Here is a 15856-nt window from a genome sequence, read left to right on the forward strand (position 1 = left end):
CCTCCTTTCGTCGGCGCACTCTCACAGCCGTCTGCCGATGCGAGATGAGACGCGGACGAGCCGGAACCAGTAGAAGCCGTGGCCCCCCAGGGTCAGCAGGTACGGCAGTTCGCCGATGGCGGGGAAACGGACCCCGCCGAACAGCTCGACCGGATGGCGGCCGCTGAACTCGCGCAGGTCCAGCTCGGTCGGCTGGGCGAAACGGGCGAAGTTGCTCACACACAGCACCAGGTCGTCCTCGTACTCCCGCAGGAAGGCGAGCACCGCGGGGTTGGAGGACTGGAGTTCGGTGTACGAGCCGAGGCCGAAGGCGGGGTTCTGTTTGCGGATCTCGATCATCCGGCGGGTCCAGTGCAGCAGCGACGACGGCGACGCCATGGACGCCTCGACGTTGGTGACCTGGTAGCCGTAGACCGGATCCATGATCGTGGGCAGGTAGAGCCGGCCCGGATCGCAGGACGAGAAGCCCGCGTTGCGGTCGGGGGTCCACTGCATCGGGGTGCGGACCGCGTCGCGGTCGCCGAGCCAGATGTTGTCGCCCATGCCGATCTCGTCGCCGTAGTACAGGATCGGCGAGCCGGGCAGGGACAGCAGCAGGGCGGCGAACAGTTCGATCGTGTGGCGGTCGTTGTCCAGCAGCGGGGCGAGTCGGCGGCGGATGCCGATGTTGGCGCGCATGCGCGGGTCCTTGGCGTACTCCGCGTACATGTAGTCGCGCTCTTCGTCGGTGACCATCTCCAGTGTGAGCTCGTCGTGGTTGCGCAGGAAGATGCCCCACTGGCAGCCGGACGGGATGGCCGGGGTCTTGGCCAGGATCTCCGATACCGGGTAGCGGGACTCCCGGCGGACGGCCATGAAGATCCGCGGCATGACCGGGAAGTGGAAGGCCATATGGCATTCGTCGCCGCCGGCGCGGAAGTCGCCGAAGTAGTCGACCACGTCCTCGGGCCACTGGTTGGCCTCCGCCAGCAGGACCGTGTCCGGGTACAGCGCGTCGATCTCGCGGCGGACCCGTCTGAGGAACTCGTGGGTCGCGGGAAGGTTCTCGCAGTTGGTGCCCTCCTCGGCGTACAGGTAGGGCACGGCGTCCAGCCGGTAGCCGTCGATGCCCAGGTCCAGCCAGAAGCGGAGAGCGGCCAGGATCTCCTCCTGGACGGCCGGGTTCTCGTAGTTGAGGTCCGGCTGGTGGGAGAAGAACCGGTGGAAGAAGTACTGGCCGCGGACCGGGTCGAAGGTCCAGTTGGACACTTCCGTGTCGACGAAGATGATGCGGGCGTCCTGGTACTGCTTGTCGTCGTCGGCCCACATGTAGTAGTCGCCGTAGGGGCCGTCGGGGTCCTTGCGGGACTCCTGGAACCACGGGTGCTGGTCGCTGGTGTGGTTCATGACGAAGTCGATGATGACGCGCATACCGCGCTGGTGGGCGGCGTCGACGAACTCCACGAAGTCGGCCAGGTCACCGAAGTCGGGCAGCACGGCGGTGTAGTCGGAGACGTCGTAACCGCCGTCGCGCAGCGGCGACTTGAAGAACGGCGGGAGCCACAGGCAGTCCACGCCGAGCCACTGCAGATAGTCGAGCTTGGCGGTCAGGCCCTTGAGGTCGCCGATGCCGTCGCCGTTGCTGTCCTGGAAGGAGCGGACCAGGACCTCGTAGAAGACGGCGCGCTTGAACCACTCCGGGTCACGGTCCTTGGCGGGCGTGTCCTCGAAGGTGTCCGGGACGGGCTCGTTGACAGTCATGACGCTGCTGGCCCTCCGTTCTGCGGCGCGGCGGGCGACCGCTGGACGTGGAACACGTGGGCCGGGGCCCTGCCGGGTTCCAGGCGCACATAGTTGGCCCTGCCCCAGTGATAGGTCTCGCCGGTGAGCTCGTCGCGCACCGGCACCGACTCGTGCCAGTCCAGGCCGAGTTGCGGCATGTCCAACGAGACCGTGGCCTCCTGGGGGTGGTGGGGGTCGAGGTTCGCGACCACCAGAACGATGTCGGTGCCCGTGCGTTTGCTGTACGCGATGAGTGCGTCGTTGTCGGTCCGGTGGAAGCGGAGGTTCCTGAGCCGGCGGAGCGCTGGGTGCTCCCTGCGGATGGTGTTGAGCTTGGTGATGAGGGGGGTGATGGTGCGTCCCTCGCGTTCGGCGGTCTCCCAGTCGCGGGGCTTGAGCTGGTACTTCTCCGAGTCCAGGTACTCCTCGCTGCCCTCGCGCAGCGGCGTGTTCTCGCACAGCTCGTAGCCCGAGTACACCCCCCAGGTGGGCGACAGGGTCGCGGCGAGGACCGCGCGGACCTCGAACGCCGGCCGGCCGCCGTGCTGCAGGTAGGCGTGCAGGATGTCCGGCGTGTTGACGAAGAAGTTCGGCCGCATGTAGGCCGCCGCCGCACCCGACAGCTCCGTCAGATACTCCGTCAGCTCCTGCTTGCCGGTGCGCCAGGTGAAGTACGTGTACGACTGCTGGAACCCGATCTGCGCCAGGGTGTGCATCATCGCCGGCCGGGTGAACGCCTCCGCCAGGAAGACCACATCCGGATCCGTGCGGTTGATGTCCGCGATCACCCGCTCCCAGAACACCACCGGCTTGGTGTGCGGATTGTCCACCCGGAAGATCCGCACCCCGTGCGCCATCCAGTGCCGCAGCACCCGCACCGTCTCCGCGACCAGACCGTCCATGTCCCGGTCGAACGCGATCGGATAGATGTCCTGGTACTTCTTCGGCGGGTTCTCCGCATACGCGATCGACCCGTCCGGGCGGTGCCGGAACCACTCCGGATGCTTGTCCACCCACGGATGATCCGGCGAACACTGCAACGCGAAGTCCAGCGCCACCTCCAGACCCAGCGCCCGCGCCCGGTCGACGAACCAGTCGAAGTCCTCCATCGTGCCCAGCTGCGGGTGCACCGCGTCGTGTCCGCCCTCCGGCGAGCCGATCGCCCACGGCACCCCCACATCCTCCGGCGCGGGGGACAGGGTGTTGTTGCGGCCCTTGCGGAAGGTGGTCCCGATGGGGTGGACCGGCGGCAGGTACACCACGTCGAACCCCATCCGGGCGATCACCGGCAGCCGGCGCGCGGCGGTGCGGAACGTGCCGTGCGCACACTCCGGCGTGCCCTCCGAGCGCGGGAAGAACTCGTACCACGACCCGAACAGCGCCCGCTCCCGCTCCACCAGCAGCGGCAACGGCTCGGACGCCGTCACCAACTCCCGCAGCGGATACCGCCCCAGCACACCGTCCACCTCCGGCGTCAACGCCGCCGCAAGGCGCGTCGCGACCGGAAGCGAATCGTCCCCCAGGGCCCTTGCCGCGTCCAGCATCACCGTGCGTGCCGTCCGCTCGGGCACGTCGGCGGCGGCCCGCTCGTACAGGTTCGCGCCCTCCTCGAGGACCAGGCCGGTGTCGATGCCGGCCGGGACCTTGATCCGGGCGGTCCGACGCCAGCTGGTGAGCGGATCGCCCCAGGCCTCCACGGTGTACGTCCAGCGGCCCTCGGTGTCCGGGGTGACCTCGGCCCCCCAGCGGTCGGTGCCGGGGGCGAGTTCGCGCATCGGCGTCCACGGGCCGGGGCGGCCCTGCGGATCCCGCAGGACGACGTTGGCGGCGACCGCGTCGTGCCCCTCGCGGAACACGGTGGCGGTGACCTGGAACGTCTCTCCAGGTACTGCCTTCGCCGGGCGCCTGCCGCCGTCCACCGCCGGGTGGACGTCCCGTACCGGGATGCGGCCGATGGCCTCGCTCGTACTCATGGGTCTCACCTCCGTCGTACTCATAGCCGGGCCCCTGGGGCCCGGCTCGGGATCCTGCACCGGAAAGGGGGACTACCGCCTTGCCCGGGAACGCCGGCCCGACGGGGGTCCCCGCCGGTGGACGCGGGCCGGGCGTGGACGGCCGTGCTGCTCCAGCAGGTAGGTGGCCTGGCTGGTGCGCAGATAGCGCTCGGCCGCCTCGGCCGCCTCGCGCGCGCAGCGCTTCCCCATCAGCACGCAGAGGGTGTAACCCGAGTCCTCGAAGGTGGCCCGCACCGTGCGGTCGGCGGGGGCCGCGAGCATCACGCGCTCCCAGGTCCGGTACCGCCGCAGCTGCCGGGCGACTTCGGCTCTGGCGGGTAGCAGCATCATGGCGCCGTGTCACCTTCCGGGCGCTCGATGGGCACGTTCCCGACGGTCGGGCCGGCGGCCGTGCGCACGGCGACACGGATCCGTTACGGCGATCGAGGCCTTCACTCATGGTGCACGCACGGCGACCCAGCGTCTTGTTAGAGCTTCAACGACCTTGGTGTGTTGTGCTCGTGTTGCACGAATGGACTAGCGGCCGCACTGTTGAGGGTGACTCAGAAGCGATCAGCACTCACGCTTCGTGTTCGGGGGTCGGCCCGCTAGGGCGAGGAGGAGCGAGAGCCTCGCCGGTGAGGAGCCACGACGATGAAGACCGCAGTGCCCTGCTACTACCACCTCGACGTGGAGGTCAGCCCGGAACGCGTCGGACAGGTCAGCCGCATCCTGGCGGCCCACCTCAGGTACTGGGACCTCGAACTGCTCGTCAAGCCCGTCTGCCACAGCGCCGAGCTGCTGCTGAAGGCCATCGACGAACACGCCTCGGACAAGCGCACCTCGATCGAGATGTGGTGGAACCGCCAGCACCTGATCACCGCCGTCGGCGGTGACGACCACGGGCTCCGCCCGGACCTGGATCTCCGTGCCTGCCTGGAGCATATCGCCGCGATGAGCGACGGCTGGGGCTGCTGCGCCACGGACACCGGCAGCAAGGTCATCTGGTTCTCGCAGCGGGCCCGCGCCGGCCAGCGCGTTCCCCTGGTGCCGAAGGCGCCCGCCCCGAACCTGCGGGAGGGCCTTCAGGTGCCCCGCGAGCTCCCGGTCACCGCACTGGCCGCCCCGCCGAACCCGGCGGACGACGGCGTTCTGGAGGACGCGCGGTGACGCAAGCGCCGAACCGGAAGACCGGGGTGCCCGCATGGAGCGGGCACCCCTATCCCTTGGGTGCCGCCCACGACGGCAAGGGCACCAACTTCGCCCTGTTCAGCGAGGTCGCCGAACGGGTCGAACTCGTCCTGGTCGACGACCGCGGGCGGCACCGCAGCGTCCCGCTGACCGAGGTCGACGGCTTCGTCTGGCACTGCTATCTGCCCGAGATCGGCCCCGGGCAGCGCTACGGCTACCGGGTGCACGGCCCGTGGCAGCCGGCCCTCGGACAGCGCTGCAACCCGGCCAAGCTGCTGCTCGACCCGTACGCCACCGCAGTGGACGGCCAGATCGACAACCACCCCTCGCTGTACGAGCGTTCCACGGCCGGCCCCGACCCGGCCGACAGTGCCGGGCACACCATGCTCGGCGTGGTCACCGACCCGGCCTTCGAGTGGGGCGACGACCGCCCGCCCCGGCGGCCGTACGCCGACACCGTGATCTACGAGGCACATGTACGAGGGCTCAGCCGCACCCATCCGGAGGTGCCGCCCGAACTGCGCGGCACCTACGCCGGACTCGCCCACCCCGCGATCGTCGACCACCTGATCTCGCTGGGCGTGACCGCCGTCGAACTGATGCCGGTGCACCAGTTCGTGCAGGACGGTCATCTGCAGGACCGCGGCCTGTCCAACTACTGGGGCTACAACACGATCGGCTTCTTCGCGCCCCACAACGCCTACGCCGCGCACGGCAGCCGCGGCTCGCAGGTCGCCGAGTTCAAGTCGATGGTCAGGGCGCTGCACGCGGCCGGGCTCGAGGTGATCCTCGACGTGGTCTACAACCACACCGCCGAGGGCAACGAGAAGGGCCCCACGTTGTCCTTCCGCGGCATCGACAACGCCTCGTACTACCGCCTGGTGGACGGCGACTGGGGGCACTACTACGACACCACCGGCACCGGGAACAGCCTGCTGATGCGCCACCCCTACGTCCTGCAGCTGATCATGGACTCGCTGCGGTACTGGGTCACCGAGATGCACGTCGACGGCTTCCGTTTCGACCTCGCGGCCACCCTGGCCCGGCAGTTCCACGAGGTGGACCGGCTGTCGGCGTTCTTCGACCTGATCCAGCAGGACCCCGTGATCAGCAGGGTCAAGCTGATCGCCGAGCCGTGGGACGTGGGAGAGGGCGGCTACCAGGTGGGCAACTTTCCGCCGCTGTGGTCGGAGTGGAACGGCAAGTACCGGGACGCGGTCCGGGACTTCTGGCGGGGCGGCGAACACACGCTGGGCGAGTTCGCGTCCCGGCTGACCGGCTCCTCCGACCTGTACCAGCACAGCAGACGCAGACCGCGGGCCAGCGTCAACTTCGTCACCGCGCACGACGGGTTCACCCTGCGCGACCTCGTGTCGTACAACGACAAGCACAACGAGGCCAACGGCGAGGGCAACCGGGACGGCGAGAGCGTCAACCGGTCCTGGAACTGCGGCGCCGAGGGTCCGACCCGCGACCCCGGTGTCCTTCAGCTGCGGGCCCGCCAGCAGCGCAACTTCCTCGCCACGCTGCTGCTGTCGCAGGGCATCCCCATGCTCTGCCACGGAGACGAACTCGGCCGTACCCAGGGCGGCAACAACAACGCCTACTGCCAGGACAACGACGTCTCCTGGATCGACTGGCGGCTGACCGAGGAGCAGCGCGAGCTGCGGGACTTCACGCGGTACGTCATCGCACTGCGCGCCGCGCACCCGGTGCTGCGCCGGCGCCGCTTCTTCCGCGGCGAGACGGTGACGCACGCCGGGCAGCCGCTGCCCGACCTGGTCTGGCTGCTGCCGGACGCCCGCGAGATGACCGACCAGGACTGGCAGCGCTCCGACGCGCACTCCGTCGGTGTCTTCCTCAACGGCGACGCCATCGCCGAACCCGACGCCTACGGCCGCCCCGTGATCGACGACTCCTTCCTGCTGCTCCTCAACAGCTACTGGGAGCCGGTGGACTTCCGGCTGCCGGACATCACCTACGGCGAACGCTGGACGGCCCTGATCGACACCGCCGACCCCCAGGGCATCCCGGACGAGCGGGAGCACAAGGCCGGCACCGGTGTGACCGTCGAGGCCCGCAGTCTCGTGCTGCTCTCGCGGCCGTCGCGCAACGCGCAGTGAGCGGGCCGGGCCGGGCGTCCGCCGCGCGCGGCTCCGGCCCGGCGTTACCGTGCGCGACGTGACGTCACCGTGAACTGGGCGCCGGCAGGACCGCCTCCTCGGCGCCCTCGCTCAGCACGCTCCCGCCGTGCGCCACCGCGGCCCGGGCACAGGCGGCCACGTCGCCGACCGTGAAGTGGACCTGCCAGTGCGGCCGGATACTGGGGTCGGGGGCGGTCTCCAGCGCGCCGGACTCGATCCGCGCCACGACTTCCCCGCGCATGCGCATGACGACCTCCTCCCCCTCGTAGGTGACCTCGCAGCCCCCGGAGGGCGCGGACGCCCAGTCGAGGACCTCGCCGTAGAAGATCGCGGCGTCGAAGGCATCGCGGGTGTGCAGCCGGATGAAGGCCGATGCCGCGCGGCGCCAGGTGTCCCAGTCGGAGGGCAGCTCGCCCTCCCAGATGCCGAAGGTCGCGCCGTCCCGGTCGGCCAGCAGCGCCGCCCGTCCGGGCGGCAGGGAGATCGGTCCGACCGCCGTCGTGCCGCCGCGCTCCTGGACCCGGCCGACGGCCTCGTCGGCGCTGCGGACCGCGAAGTACGGCGTCCAGGCGACCGCCATCTGCCACATGGAGGCCACCGCGGCGATCCCCGCCACCGGTACCCCGTCCGCCAGGGCGATCCGGAAGTGTTCGCCGAGTTTGACCTTCCGCCACTCCCAGCCCAGCACAGCGGTGTAGAACTCCTCGGTGGCCCGTACATCGTGGCTGGTCAGACTCACCCAGCAGGGCGCACCCACGGTGGTGTGCGTGGACATGACGTCCGTCGAAGGGAAGGCGGGTGTCGAGTCATGTGTCATGGCGTCGTCCTGGTCTCGTCGACCGGCAGCTACCGGTCTGGCACCAGTGTCCAACCGGAACCGGTCCTGGCGCCTGCCGAGTACCCCGGTGGCAGGTGGCAGTACCGGTGGGAGGATGGAGGGGTGACACGCGTACCGCCGGACGCCACGGACCAGGTCCAGGCACTGCAGGACGAAGTGGCCCAGCTCAAGGAAGCCCTCGCCTCCCATGCCGTGGTGGACCAGGCCATCGGCATGATGGTCGCGCTGGGGCGGGTGACGCCGGACCAGGGGTGGGCGGTGCTGAAACAGGTCTCCCAGCACACGAACATCAAGCTCCGCAATGTCGCGGAACTGATTCTGATCTGGGGCCGCAGGGGGGAGCTGCCCCCGGAGATCCGCGTCGAACTGGAGGACGCCCTCGACCGTCACGGTCCGACGCAGATTCCCGGCGCGCCCCCTCAGTGAGCCTCCTCAGCGGACCGTCCCGGCCAGCAGCTCCTCGCGGAGCCGGGCGAAGCAGGCGCTGAGCAGCCGGGAGACGTGCATCTGGGAGATGCCCAGCTGCTCCGCGATGCAGCTCTGGGTCATGCCCCGGAAGAAGCGCAGGTACAGGATGGTGCGCTCACGCTCCGGCAGTGCCTGCAGACAGGGTGCCACCGCCACCCGGTCGACGACGACGTCGTAGCGCGGGTCGGGACCGCCGATCGCGTCCGCGAGGGCGTACCCGTCGGTGCCCGGCATCTCCGCCTCCAGAGACAGCGCGGTGAAGCACTCCAGGGCCTCCATCCCGATGCGTACCTCGCTCTCGCTCAGCTGCGCGTGTGCGGCGATCTCGGCGATGGTCGGGGCCCGCCCCGGGGTCGTGTGCGCCAGTTCCTTCGCGGAGCGGCGCACCCGGTTGCGCAGGTCCTGGACGCGCCGGGGTACGTGCAGCGTCCACATGTGGTCACGGAAGTGGCGTTTGATCTCGCCGGTGACGGTCGGCACGGCGTACGCCTCGAAGGCGCGGCCGCGGGAGGGATCGTAGTGATCGACGGCCTTGACGAGGCCGAGTGCCGCTACCTGGTACAGGTCCTCGAGAGCCTCGCCGCGGCCCCGGAACCGGACGGCGATGCGCTCCGCCATGGGCAGCCAGAGCCGCACCAGCTCGTCGCGGAGGGCCTTGCGTTCCGGGCCCTCGGGGAGCTGCTGGAGCCGTTCGAAGTCGGCGGCGGTGTCGGGGGCGTCGTCGTGAGGGTGTTGCTTCGTTCTGCCGGCGGTACGCATACCGCGCGCCTCCCTCAGCAGGTGCCGGGTGGACAGACACCGTGGGAAGCGCGCTCGGACCGCACGAAAACACCGGGGCCGGCGAGCCGGTTCCCACGGACGTGCCTCCTGTCCGAAGCACTGCCCTGCAGATTCCCTGGACAAACCGGGATGAAACACCTTTCGTGAATAGCGTGACACCTTGCGACCAGGCGGTACTCCACCGTCGACATCCGGTCGGCGGCTGGTCCGCTGATCTCGTGTCCGGACGTGATGTGCGGCACGCCGGTGAACCCGCCCGTGCCGATTCTCCCTGCGCACGGCTTGATCAGCGATCAAACGGGTGAATTCCCTGGCCACGGCGCATTCTGCTCATTTGACAGTGCGCCGAGCCCACGGATAGGAAGCAGCTTCGAGAGTTCGAGAGGTGGACCGTGTACGAGCCGAACGTGGTCGGGGACTGGCAGGAGTACGACGAGCATGCCGGCCTGCGCGTCCGCGTCCACCGACTGGAGCGGGCCGAGCCGCCGCGGGGACGCGACGACGCCGCCGAGGGACTGACGTACTTCCGGGTCCGCGTGACCGTCGAGAACCGCGGCGAGCGAAAGTTCGGCATCCACCTCGAGGACGGCCAGATCGACGTACGGATCGGCCCCGACGGGGAGAGCGCGTTCCTGGACTGGCGCAACTCACAGTTCATCGAGGGCTACGACGTCTACCCGCTGCGCCGCGCCACCGCCGTGCTGTACGCGGCCGGACCCGAGGCCGCCCTGGACCGGGTCGACGTCCAGGTGCAGCTGCGGGTGGACGACGACTGGACCGACCGCCGGCTGTGGGCGGGCGGCACCGGCCTGTCCGAGGGTTCCTCCTGCGCCCCCTCCGCGGCGGGCCGGGAGAGCCTCGCCCACCAGGTGAGCAACTTCCTGCGCGGTCAGGCGGAGGAGGGCACCGCCTGACCGGACGGGTCAGTGCGGGATGCCGTCGATGATCTCGCGGGCGCCCTGACGCAGCAGGGCCACGGCGACCGAGGTGCCGAGCGTGGCCGGGTCGAGGCGGCCGGCCCACTCGTGGGCGTTGAGCCGCGTCTTGCCGTCGGGGGTGAACACACAGGCCCGCAGGGACAGCTCGCCGCCGCGGTCCACCCGGGCGAACCCGGCGATCGGGCTGTTGCAGTGGCCCTGCAGGACGTGCAGGAACATGCGCTCCGCCGTCGCCTCCCGGTGCGTGTCCGGGTCACCGAGCGCACTGACGGCGTCGATGAGGTCGTCGTCGCCCTCGCGGCACTGCAGGGCGAGGATGCCCGCGCCGATCGGCGGCATCATCGTCTCGGGGGAGAGGATCTCGCTGATCACATCGCGGCGCCCGATGCGTTCCAGGCCGGAGACGGCGAGCAGCAGCGCATCCACCTCGCCGGCGGCCAGCTTCGCCAGCCGCCGGTTGGCGTTGCCGCGGAACGGGACGCACTCCAGGTGCGGGTGGGTGGCGGCCAGTTGGGCGACGCGGCGGACGGAGGAGGTGCCGATCCGGGTGCCGGGCGGGAGTTCGTCGAGGGTGTGGCCACCCGGGTGTACGAGGGCGTCGCGGATGTCGTCGCGCTTGAGGAACGCGGCGAACACCGTGCCCGCCGGGAGCGGCCGGTCGGCGGGGATGTCTTTGACGCAGTGCACCGCGAGATCGGCCGCACCGGCCAGCAGTGCCGCGTCGACCTCCTTGGTGAACGCGCCCTTGCCCTCGACCTTGGCGAGATCGCCCATCCACTTGTCACCGGTGGTCTTCACCGGCACGACCTCGGTGCGCACGTCCGGGTGCAGGGCCGCCAACTCGGCGCGTACGCGCTCCACTTGGGCGAGCGCCATGGGGGAGTCGCGGGAGACGATGCGGATCAGATCGGGGACCGGCATGCGGACACGATAGACCGTTGCCGGTCCCCGTCGCTCCCGAGACCGCGGATCAGGCGTTCGGGTCGAACGCGATGCCCGACGGCTTCGCCGAGGCGAGGTGGGAGTTGAAGCTGCCGTCCTTCAGACCGAAGCTGGCGCTGCCGAAGTTGTACGAGGTCAGCTTGTCGCGCACGCCGGCCGGGTAGCCGTTCCAGCCGACCAGCGGTGGGTACTGCCAGGTGCCCTTGTGGTTCTCCGGCGGCTCGTCATTGGAGTTGGCGGCACGGAAGCAGTGCGTGCTGATGCCGTCCTTGTGGTAGACGATCTTCGCGTGGGTGCCGTCGAAACGGATCTGCGATGCGGTGTGCACGGTGAACGAACCGTGGTTGGACGTCGAGACGTACTGCACCTGGTTGTTCTGCACCCACACCACGACGTGCTCCCAGTCATGGCGGTGCCCGCCGATGCTGCTGCCCGCCACGGCCTGGTCCTTCTCGAAGTACAGGCCGTACATGTAGGCGCACCAGCCGTTGTTGCACTTGTAGCGCGAGTAACTGTTGGTGTTGTCGAGGTCGAAGGCGTCCCGGCAGCTGCCGTTGAGTGCGCCGGTCGGGTTGAGGCCGCCGTTGACGGTGCCGTCGGGTCCGACGGCGGGCGTGGAGTAGCAGCCGTCCGTGTCGTAGTCGAAGGCCGGCTGGTACGTCCGCTCCTGGCTGTCGGCGTTCGCGGGCAGGGCGGGGGGCGGGCGGCAAAGGCGGTGGCGGGGAAGGCGACGACGAGCGCGACGGCGCCGGCCAGGCCGGTGAGCCATCTCCTGCGGTGCAGCGTGGACTTCGGTGACGACACTGCGTCCTCCTCCTGATTCGGGCGCAGCCCAACGGCTGTGGGGGGAAAGGGCAGTTCAGCTTCCCCGGGATTCCCTTCCAGGCCAAGAGGTCACAGGCGTCCCCCTGGTGAAGGACAGCCGACAACTTCCTGCTGACGCAGTGTCAGGCGAGGTGTTCGGGCAGGTCGGCGGTGGACTCCTCGGGCGTGAGGTCCTGCCGCAGCCGCAGCCACGACGGCTGGCGCAGCAGCCCGGCCCTGGTGCGGGTGGTGAAGCGGACCTCGCCGACCAGTCGCGGCAGCACCCAACGGGCGCCCGCCACGGGGGGCACGGGGTGGAAGGGGCACACGTCGGTCGTGAGCGTCCGCAGCAGCGCCGCCAGTTCCGTCCGCTCGGCCTCGTTCCAGCCGGTGCCCACGTTGCCCACGTAGCGCAGCCGTCCGGCAGAGTCGCGCTGACCGAGCAGTACCGAGCCGGGCAGGCCGGTCAGCCGCCCCTTGCCGGTCAGCCAGCCGCCCACGACGACGTCCTCGCCGCGCATGTTGCGGATCTTGATCCAGGCCCGGGAGCGCACCCCCGGCTCGTACACCGAGTCCAGCCGTTTGCAGACCAGGCCCTCCAGGCCGTGCTCGAGAGTGGCTTGCAGCGCCTGCTCGCCGTGCCCCACGAGCGCGCCCGGCGTCGACCAGAACGGTCCGTCGAGGCCCAGCCCCTCCAACCGGGCGCGCCGCCGGACGTAGGACTGCTCGGTCAGTGAGTGCCCCGCCAGGTGCATCACGTCGAACAGTACGAGGTGGACCGGCTCCTGCGCCGCCCGGCGGGCCGCCCGGGACGGCGCGTGTGCGAGGCTCATACGGGACTGCAGCAACTGGAAGTCGGCGCGCCCCTGTTCGTCCAGTGCCAGGACCTCCCCGTCCAGCACCGCGGGCGTGCTGCCGAGGGCGCCGCCCAGCGGCAGCAGCTCCGGGTAGGTGGCGGTGATGTCCTCGCCGGACCGGGCGCGCAGCAGCACACTGCCGTCGCCGGGCAGGTAGACCACCGCACGCTGGCCGTCCTGCTTGGTCTCGTAGGCCCACCGCGCGTCCTGTGCGGCGGGCGGCAGCGTGCCGGGCGTGGCGAGCATCGGGGCGATCAGCGGCAGGGTCACGGCCTAGGCGTCGACGAGGCAGGGCGGTGCCACGCGCCCCGCCCACAGGAATCCCCTGAACGGCGGGTGGGGTCAGCGGCCGACGGAGGGCGGCGGTACGGCCCGTACCAGGCCCGAGTGGTAGGCGATGACGACCAGTTGGGCCCGGTCACGGGCGCCCAGCTTCGTCATCGCCGTGTGGACGTGTGCGCGCACGGTCAGCGGGCTGAGCAGGAGCTTCTGGGCGATCTCCTCGTTGGAGTGCCCCTCGGCCACCCGGCCCATCACCTCGCGTTCGCGGGCGGTCAGCGCGGTGAGGTCCTCCGGGGTGGCCAGCCGGGAACCCTCGGCGGGCGTGGCCAGGAAGCGGGTGATCAGGGCGCGGGTGGCGAGCGGGCAGAGCAGGGACTCGCCGAAGGCCACGGTCCGCAGGGCGTCCAGGAACCCGTCGGCGGTGACGTCCTTGCCGAGGAAGCCGCTCGCGCCGGCCCGTAGTGCCTCGGCGACGTCCTCGTCGATCTCGAGGGTCGTCAGGATCAGCACCCGGGTCGCGGACAGCTCCGGGTCGGCGCAGATGGCGGACGTTGCGGCCAGGCCGTCGGTGCCGGGCATACGGATGTCCATCAGGACGAGGTCGGGCCGGTGGGTACGGGCGAGGTCGATCGCCTGGGCGCCGTCGGTGGCCTCGCCCACCACCTCCATGTCCTCGCAGGAGTCGATCAGAATGCGGAAGGCGGCCCGCAGCAGGGCCTGGTCGTCGGCGAGCAGCACGCGGATGGTCATGAGTTCCGTCTTCCCCTGCCTGGGCGGTGGGGTACGGCGTCAGTCGGGTGGTGACCTCGAATCCCCCCTCGGGACGGTGCCCCGCGTGGAGGCACGGACTTCAGCGTGGTCATGGGGAGGGCCTCCCTCCGCGGTTACTTGAGTCAGGCAAGCATGCTGAATTACTTGAGTTACGCAACAAGATGGTAAAGTGGGTCCCATGCCCACACCCCCGATCCCCGCCGCGCCTGCTTCCCCAGAAGTGACCGAGATCGAGCGGGCGCTGACCCGTATCACCTACCTCAGCACCCGCGCCCGGCAGCACGACCGGCTGATGGCCCTGGCCGAGGTGCCGCTGGACCGCGCCGCCGTGGCGCTGCTGCGACAGGTCGCGGACTCGGAGCCGATGCGCCCGGGAGAGCTGGCCAACCGGCTCGGCGTGGAGGCCTCGCACGTCACCCGCACCGTGCAGCAGCTGCAGAAGGCCGGGTACGTCACCCGCGTACCCGACCCCGACGACCGGCGCGCCCAGCGCATCGAGCTGACCGAGACCGGCCGGCAGGCCATCAAGCGGATCCGGGATGTCGGCGCCCGGGGCATGCAGCTGGCCCTGGCCGACTGGTCGCCGGAGGAACTGCGGCAGCTCGCGACCCTCTTCCACCGCATGGTCGACGACTTCCTCGCCGCGGCCGTCGACGACGACACCGAGCAGCGGCCCACCGCCCAGACGGCCCCCTCCTGACCCACAGCCCACAACCGCCGCCCGTTGCGGGTGCCTTCCGGACACCTCTGTACTGTCCAGTAAGCTCACGCGCCAGGCCACCAGAGGAGGAACCGTGCCCCCGTCCCAGCCGGTCGCCGGCGACAAGGTCGAGGACTTCGAACTGCCCGACGAGACCGGTACGCCGCGGCGCCTGTCCGAACTCCTCGCCGAGGGGCCGGTGGTGCTGTTCTTCTACCCCGCCGCCATGACCCCCGGCTGCACCGCCGAAGCCTGCCACTTCCGCGATCTGGCCGCAGAGTTCGCCGCCGTCGGCGCACGGCCGGTGGGCGTGAGCGGCGACCCGGTGGAGCGGCAGCAGGAGTTCGCCGGACGCCACACGCTCGGCATGCCGCTGCTGTCCGACGCCGACGGCACGGTCCGTGAACGCTTCGGCGTGAAGCGGGGATTCCAGCTGGCCTCCACCAAGCGCGTCACCTTCGTCATCGCGCAGGACCGCACGGTCCTCGAGGTCGTCCGCAGCGAACTGCGCATGAACACACACGCCGACCGTGCCCTGGCCGCCCTGCGCTCACATCGGGCCTGATCGTACGGGAGCCCGCGCGACCGCGCCCCGTCGGTGACACCGGCGGCATACGGTTGGTGGGCAAGGCCTGCGTCACCGTCTGCCTGTCCCGCCGTCGGCTGCACGACGGGACGGCGACCCTCGCCGCGCACCGACCGCCGACGCCCACCCGCACCGCGTCGCCGGCCCCCGACACTCCCACGTCCAAGCCGCCCGACCCCGTGTCGATCCCCGGCCTCATCGCCCGGGAGCACCACGGATCCGGCCTCCGGCTCGGTACCGTACGGCTGCGCACCGACGCCTACACCCAGTACGCGATCACCTATGAGGCGATCGCCGCCGTGCAGGCCCTGCGCTCGTCCGGCCTCCCCCAGATCGACAACGACCGCATCGGCCTGCTCGGCCGGTCGATGGGCGGCGTCGTGTACAACACGCTGGTGGTGGCACCGGGCCTGGTGGACGCCGCCGTGGTCCACGCACCGGTCAGCTCGCGCCCCGCCGAGAACCTCCACCACTTCCAGCGCCGCAACGGCGACCCGGTCGTCGCCGAGACCGAGGCCGGACACGGCAGCCCCCGGGAGAACCCCGCCTTCTGGAAGGAGATCTCACCCGTCACCTATGTCGACCGCGTGACCGAGCCGCTGCTGATCCACCACGGCACCGCCGACGACACCTGCCCCCCGAGGTGGTCGGAGCAGACCGCCGCCGCGTTCGAGGCGGCGGGCAAGGACGTCCGGCTGGTGAAGTATCCCGGCGAGGGGCACACCTTCTCCTGGCGGTGGCGGGACTCGATGGACACCGCCATGGACCACTTCGAACGCCACCTGCGCTGAACGCGCGAC

At 70.4% G+C, this 15856-nt stretch carries 14 protein-coding genes and 2 pseudogenes; 7 read left to right on the plus strand and 9 right to left on the minus strand.

Annotated features, from left to right (window positions below; all coding sequences use genetic code 11):
- Window positions 1-21: 21 nt before the first annotated feature.
- The 3 genes from treS to StrepF001_RS09150 form a co-directional block, all read right to left on the minus strand.
- Window positions 22-1740: a maltose alpha-D-glucosyltransferase gene (gene treS, locus StrepF001_RS09140; RefSeq protein ID WP_129797804.1), complete on the minus strand. Its 1719-nt coding sequence runs from the start codon at window positions 1738-1740 to the stop codon at window positions 22-24.
- Entirely contained in the window at window positions 1737-3734 is a 1998-nt protein-coding gene (locus StrepF001_RS09145) for an alpha-1,4-glucan--maltose-1-phosphate maltosyltransferase (RefSeq protein ID WP_129797805.1), read from the minus strand. Before StrepF001_RS09145 ends, treS begins: the two co-directional genes overlap by 4 nt.
- A 72-nt stretch (window positions 3735-3806) precedes the next feature.
- Complete coding sequence (locus StrepF001_RS09150; protein ID WP_129798392.1) at window positions 3807-4103, minus strand: DUF5133 domain-containing protein; 297 nt, start codon at window positions 4101-4103, stop codon at window positions 3807-3809.
- 306 nt (window positions 4104-4409) lie between these two features.
- Between StrepF001_RS09150 and StrepF001_RS09155 the strand changes: the two genes are divergently transcribed.
- A complete protein-coding gene (locus StrepF001_RS09155) occupies window positions 4410-4925 on the plus strand; it encodes a pep a2 (RefSeq protein ID WP_129797806.1) in 516 nt (171 codons plus the stop codon).
- Window positions 4922-7069, plus strand: a complete 2148-nt coding sequence (gene glgX, locus StrepF001_RS09160) for a glycogen debranching protein GlgX (protein WP_240797340.1) — start codon at window positions 4922-4924, stop codon at window positions 7067-7069. The genes StrepF001_RS09155 and glgX overlap by 4 nt, the downstream gene beginning before the upstream one ends.
- A gap of 44 nt (window positions 7070-7113) precedes the next feature.
- On the opposite strand, the pseudogene StrepF001_RS09165 reads toward glgX, so the two are convergent.
- A pseudogene (locus StrepF001_RS09165) lies at window positions 7114-7907 on the minus strand (VOC family protein).
- Window positions 7908-8030: 123 nt separating this feature from the next.
- Between StrepF001_RS09165 and StrepF001_RS09170 the strand changes: the two are divergent.
- The gene (locus StrepF001_RS09170) at window positions 8031-8354 is read left to right on the plus strand and encodes an ANTAR domain-containing protein (protein ID WP_240797341.1); all 324 of its coding nucleotides are present in this window, start codon (window positions 8031-8033) and stop codon (window positions 8352-8354) included.
- A 6-nt stretch (window positions 8355-8360) separates the two neighbouring features.
- Here the strand turns inward: StrepF001_RS09170 and StrepF001_RS09175 are convergent, their stop codons facing one another.
- Window positions 8361-9155: a SigB/SigF/SigG family RNA polymerase sigma factor gene (locus StrepF001_RS09175; protein WP_129797808.1), complete on the minus strand. Its 795-nt coding sequence runs from the start codon at window positions 9153-9155 to the stop codon at window positions 8361-8363.
- A 413-nt stretch (window positions 9156-9568) separates the two neighbouring features.
- Between StrepF001_RS09175 and StrepF001_RS09180 the strand changes: the two genes are divergently transcribed.
- Complete coding sequence (locus tag StrepF001_RS09180; protein ID WP_129797809.1) at window positions 9569-10090, plus strand: hypothetical protein; 522 nt, start codon at window positions 9569-9571, stop codon at window positions 10088-10090.
- A gap of 9 nt (window positions 10091-10099) precedes the next feature.
- Here StrepF001_RS09180 and hemC read toward each other — a convergent pair whose 3' ends face one another.
- From hemC to StrepF001_RS09200, 4 genes and pseudogenes are all read right to left on the minus strand, one after another.
- On the minus strand, window positions 10100-11035 hold the full coding sequence (gene hemC / locus StrepF001_RS09185) for a hydroxymethylbilane synthase (protein WP_129797810.1): 936 nt from the start codon (window positions 11033-11035) through the stop codon (window positions 10100-10102).
- A 49-nt stretch (window positions 11036-11084) separates the two neighbouring features.
- A pseudogene (locus tag StrepF001_RS09190) lies at window positions 11085-11860 on the minus strand (NPP1 family protein).
- 143 nt (window positions 11861-12003) lie between these two features.
- Window positions 12004-12987 (minus strand): ATP-dependent DNA ligase, encoded by a 984-nt coding sequence (locus StrepF001_RS09195; protein ID WP_129797811.1) that lies wholly within the window; start codon window positions 12985-12987, stop codon window positions 12004-12006.
- A gap of 72 nt (window positions 12988-13059) precedes the next feature.
- Window positions 13060-13749 carry a response regulator transcription factor gene (locus StrepF001_RS09200; protein WP_129797812.1) on the minus strand — a complete coding sequence of 230 codons (690 nt, stop codon included), beginning with the start codon at window positions 13747-13749 and terminating at the stop codon, window positions 13060-13062.
- Between the two features lie 199 nt (window positions 13750-13948).
- Here StrepF001_RS09200 and StrepF001_RS09205 point away from each other — a divergent pair, with 199 nt between their 5' ends.
- The 3 genes from StrepF001_RS09205 to StrepF001_RS09215 all read left to right on the plus strand — a co-directional run bounded on the left by StrepF001_RS09205 (window position 13949) and on the right by StrepF001_RS09215 (window position 15847).
- Entirely contained in the window at window positions 13949-14470 is a 522-nt protein-coding gene (locus StrepF001_RS09205; RefSeq protein ID WP_129797813.1) for a MarR family transcriptional regulator, read from the plus strand.
- Window positions 14471-14564: 94 nt separating this feature from the next.
- Window positions 14565-15035, plus strand: coding sequence for a peroxiredoxin (locus StrepF001_RS09210; protein ID WP_129797814.1), 471 nt, complete (start codon window positions 14565-14567; stop codon window positions 15033-15035).
- 56 nt (window positions 15036-15091) lie between these two features.
- Complete coding sequence (locus StrepF001_RS09215) at window positions 15092-15847, plus strand: prolyl oligopeptidase family serine peptidase (protein WP_240797342.1); 756 nt, start codon at window positions 15092-15094, stop codon at window positions 15845-15847.
- The last annotated feature ends 9 nt before the right edge of the window (window positions 15848-15856 follow it).

Origin of the sequence: Streptomyces sp. F001, assembly GCF_004187715.1 — a bacterium.
GTDB lineage: Bacteria > Actinomycetota > Actinomycetes > Streptomycetales > Streptomycetaceae > Streptomyces > Streptomyces flavusporus.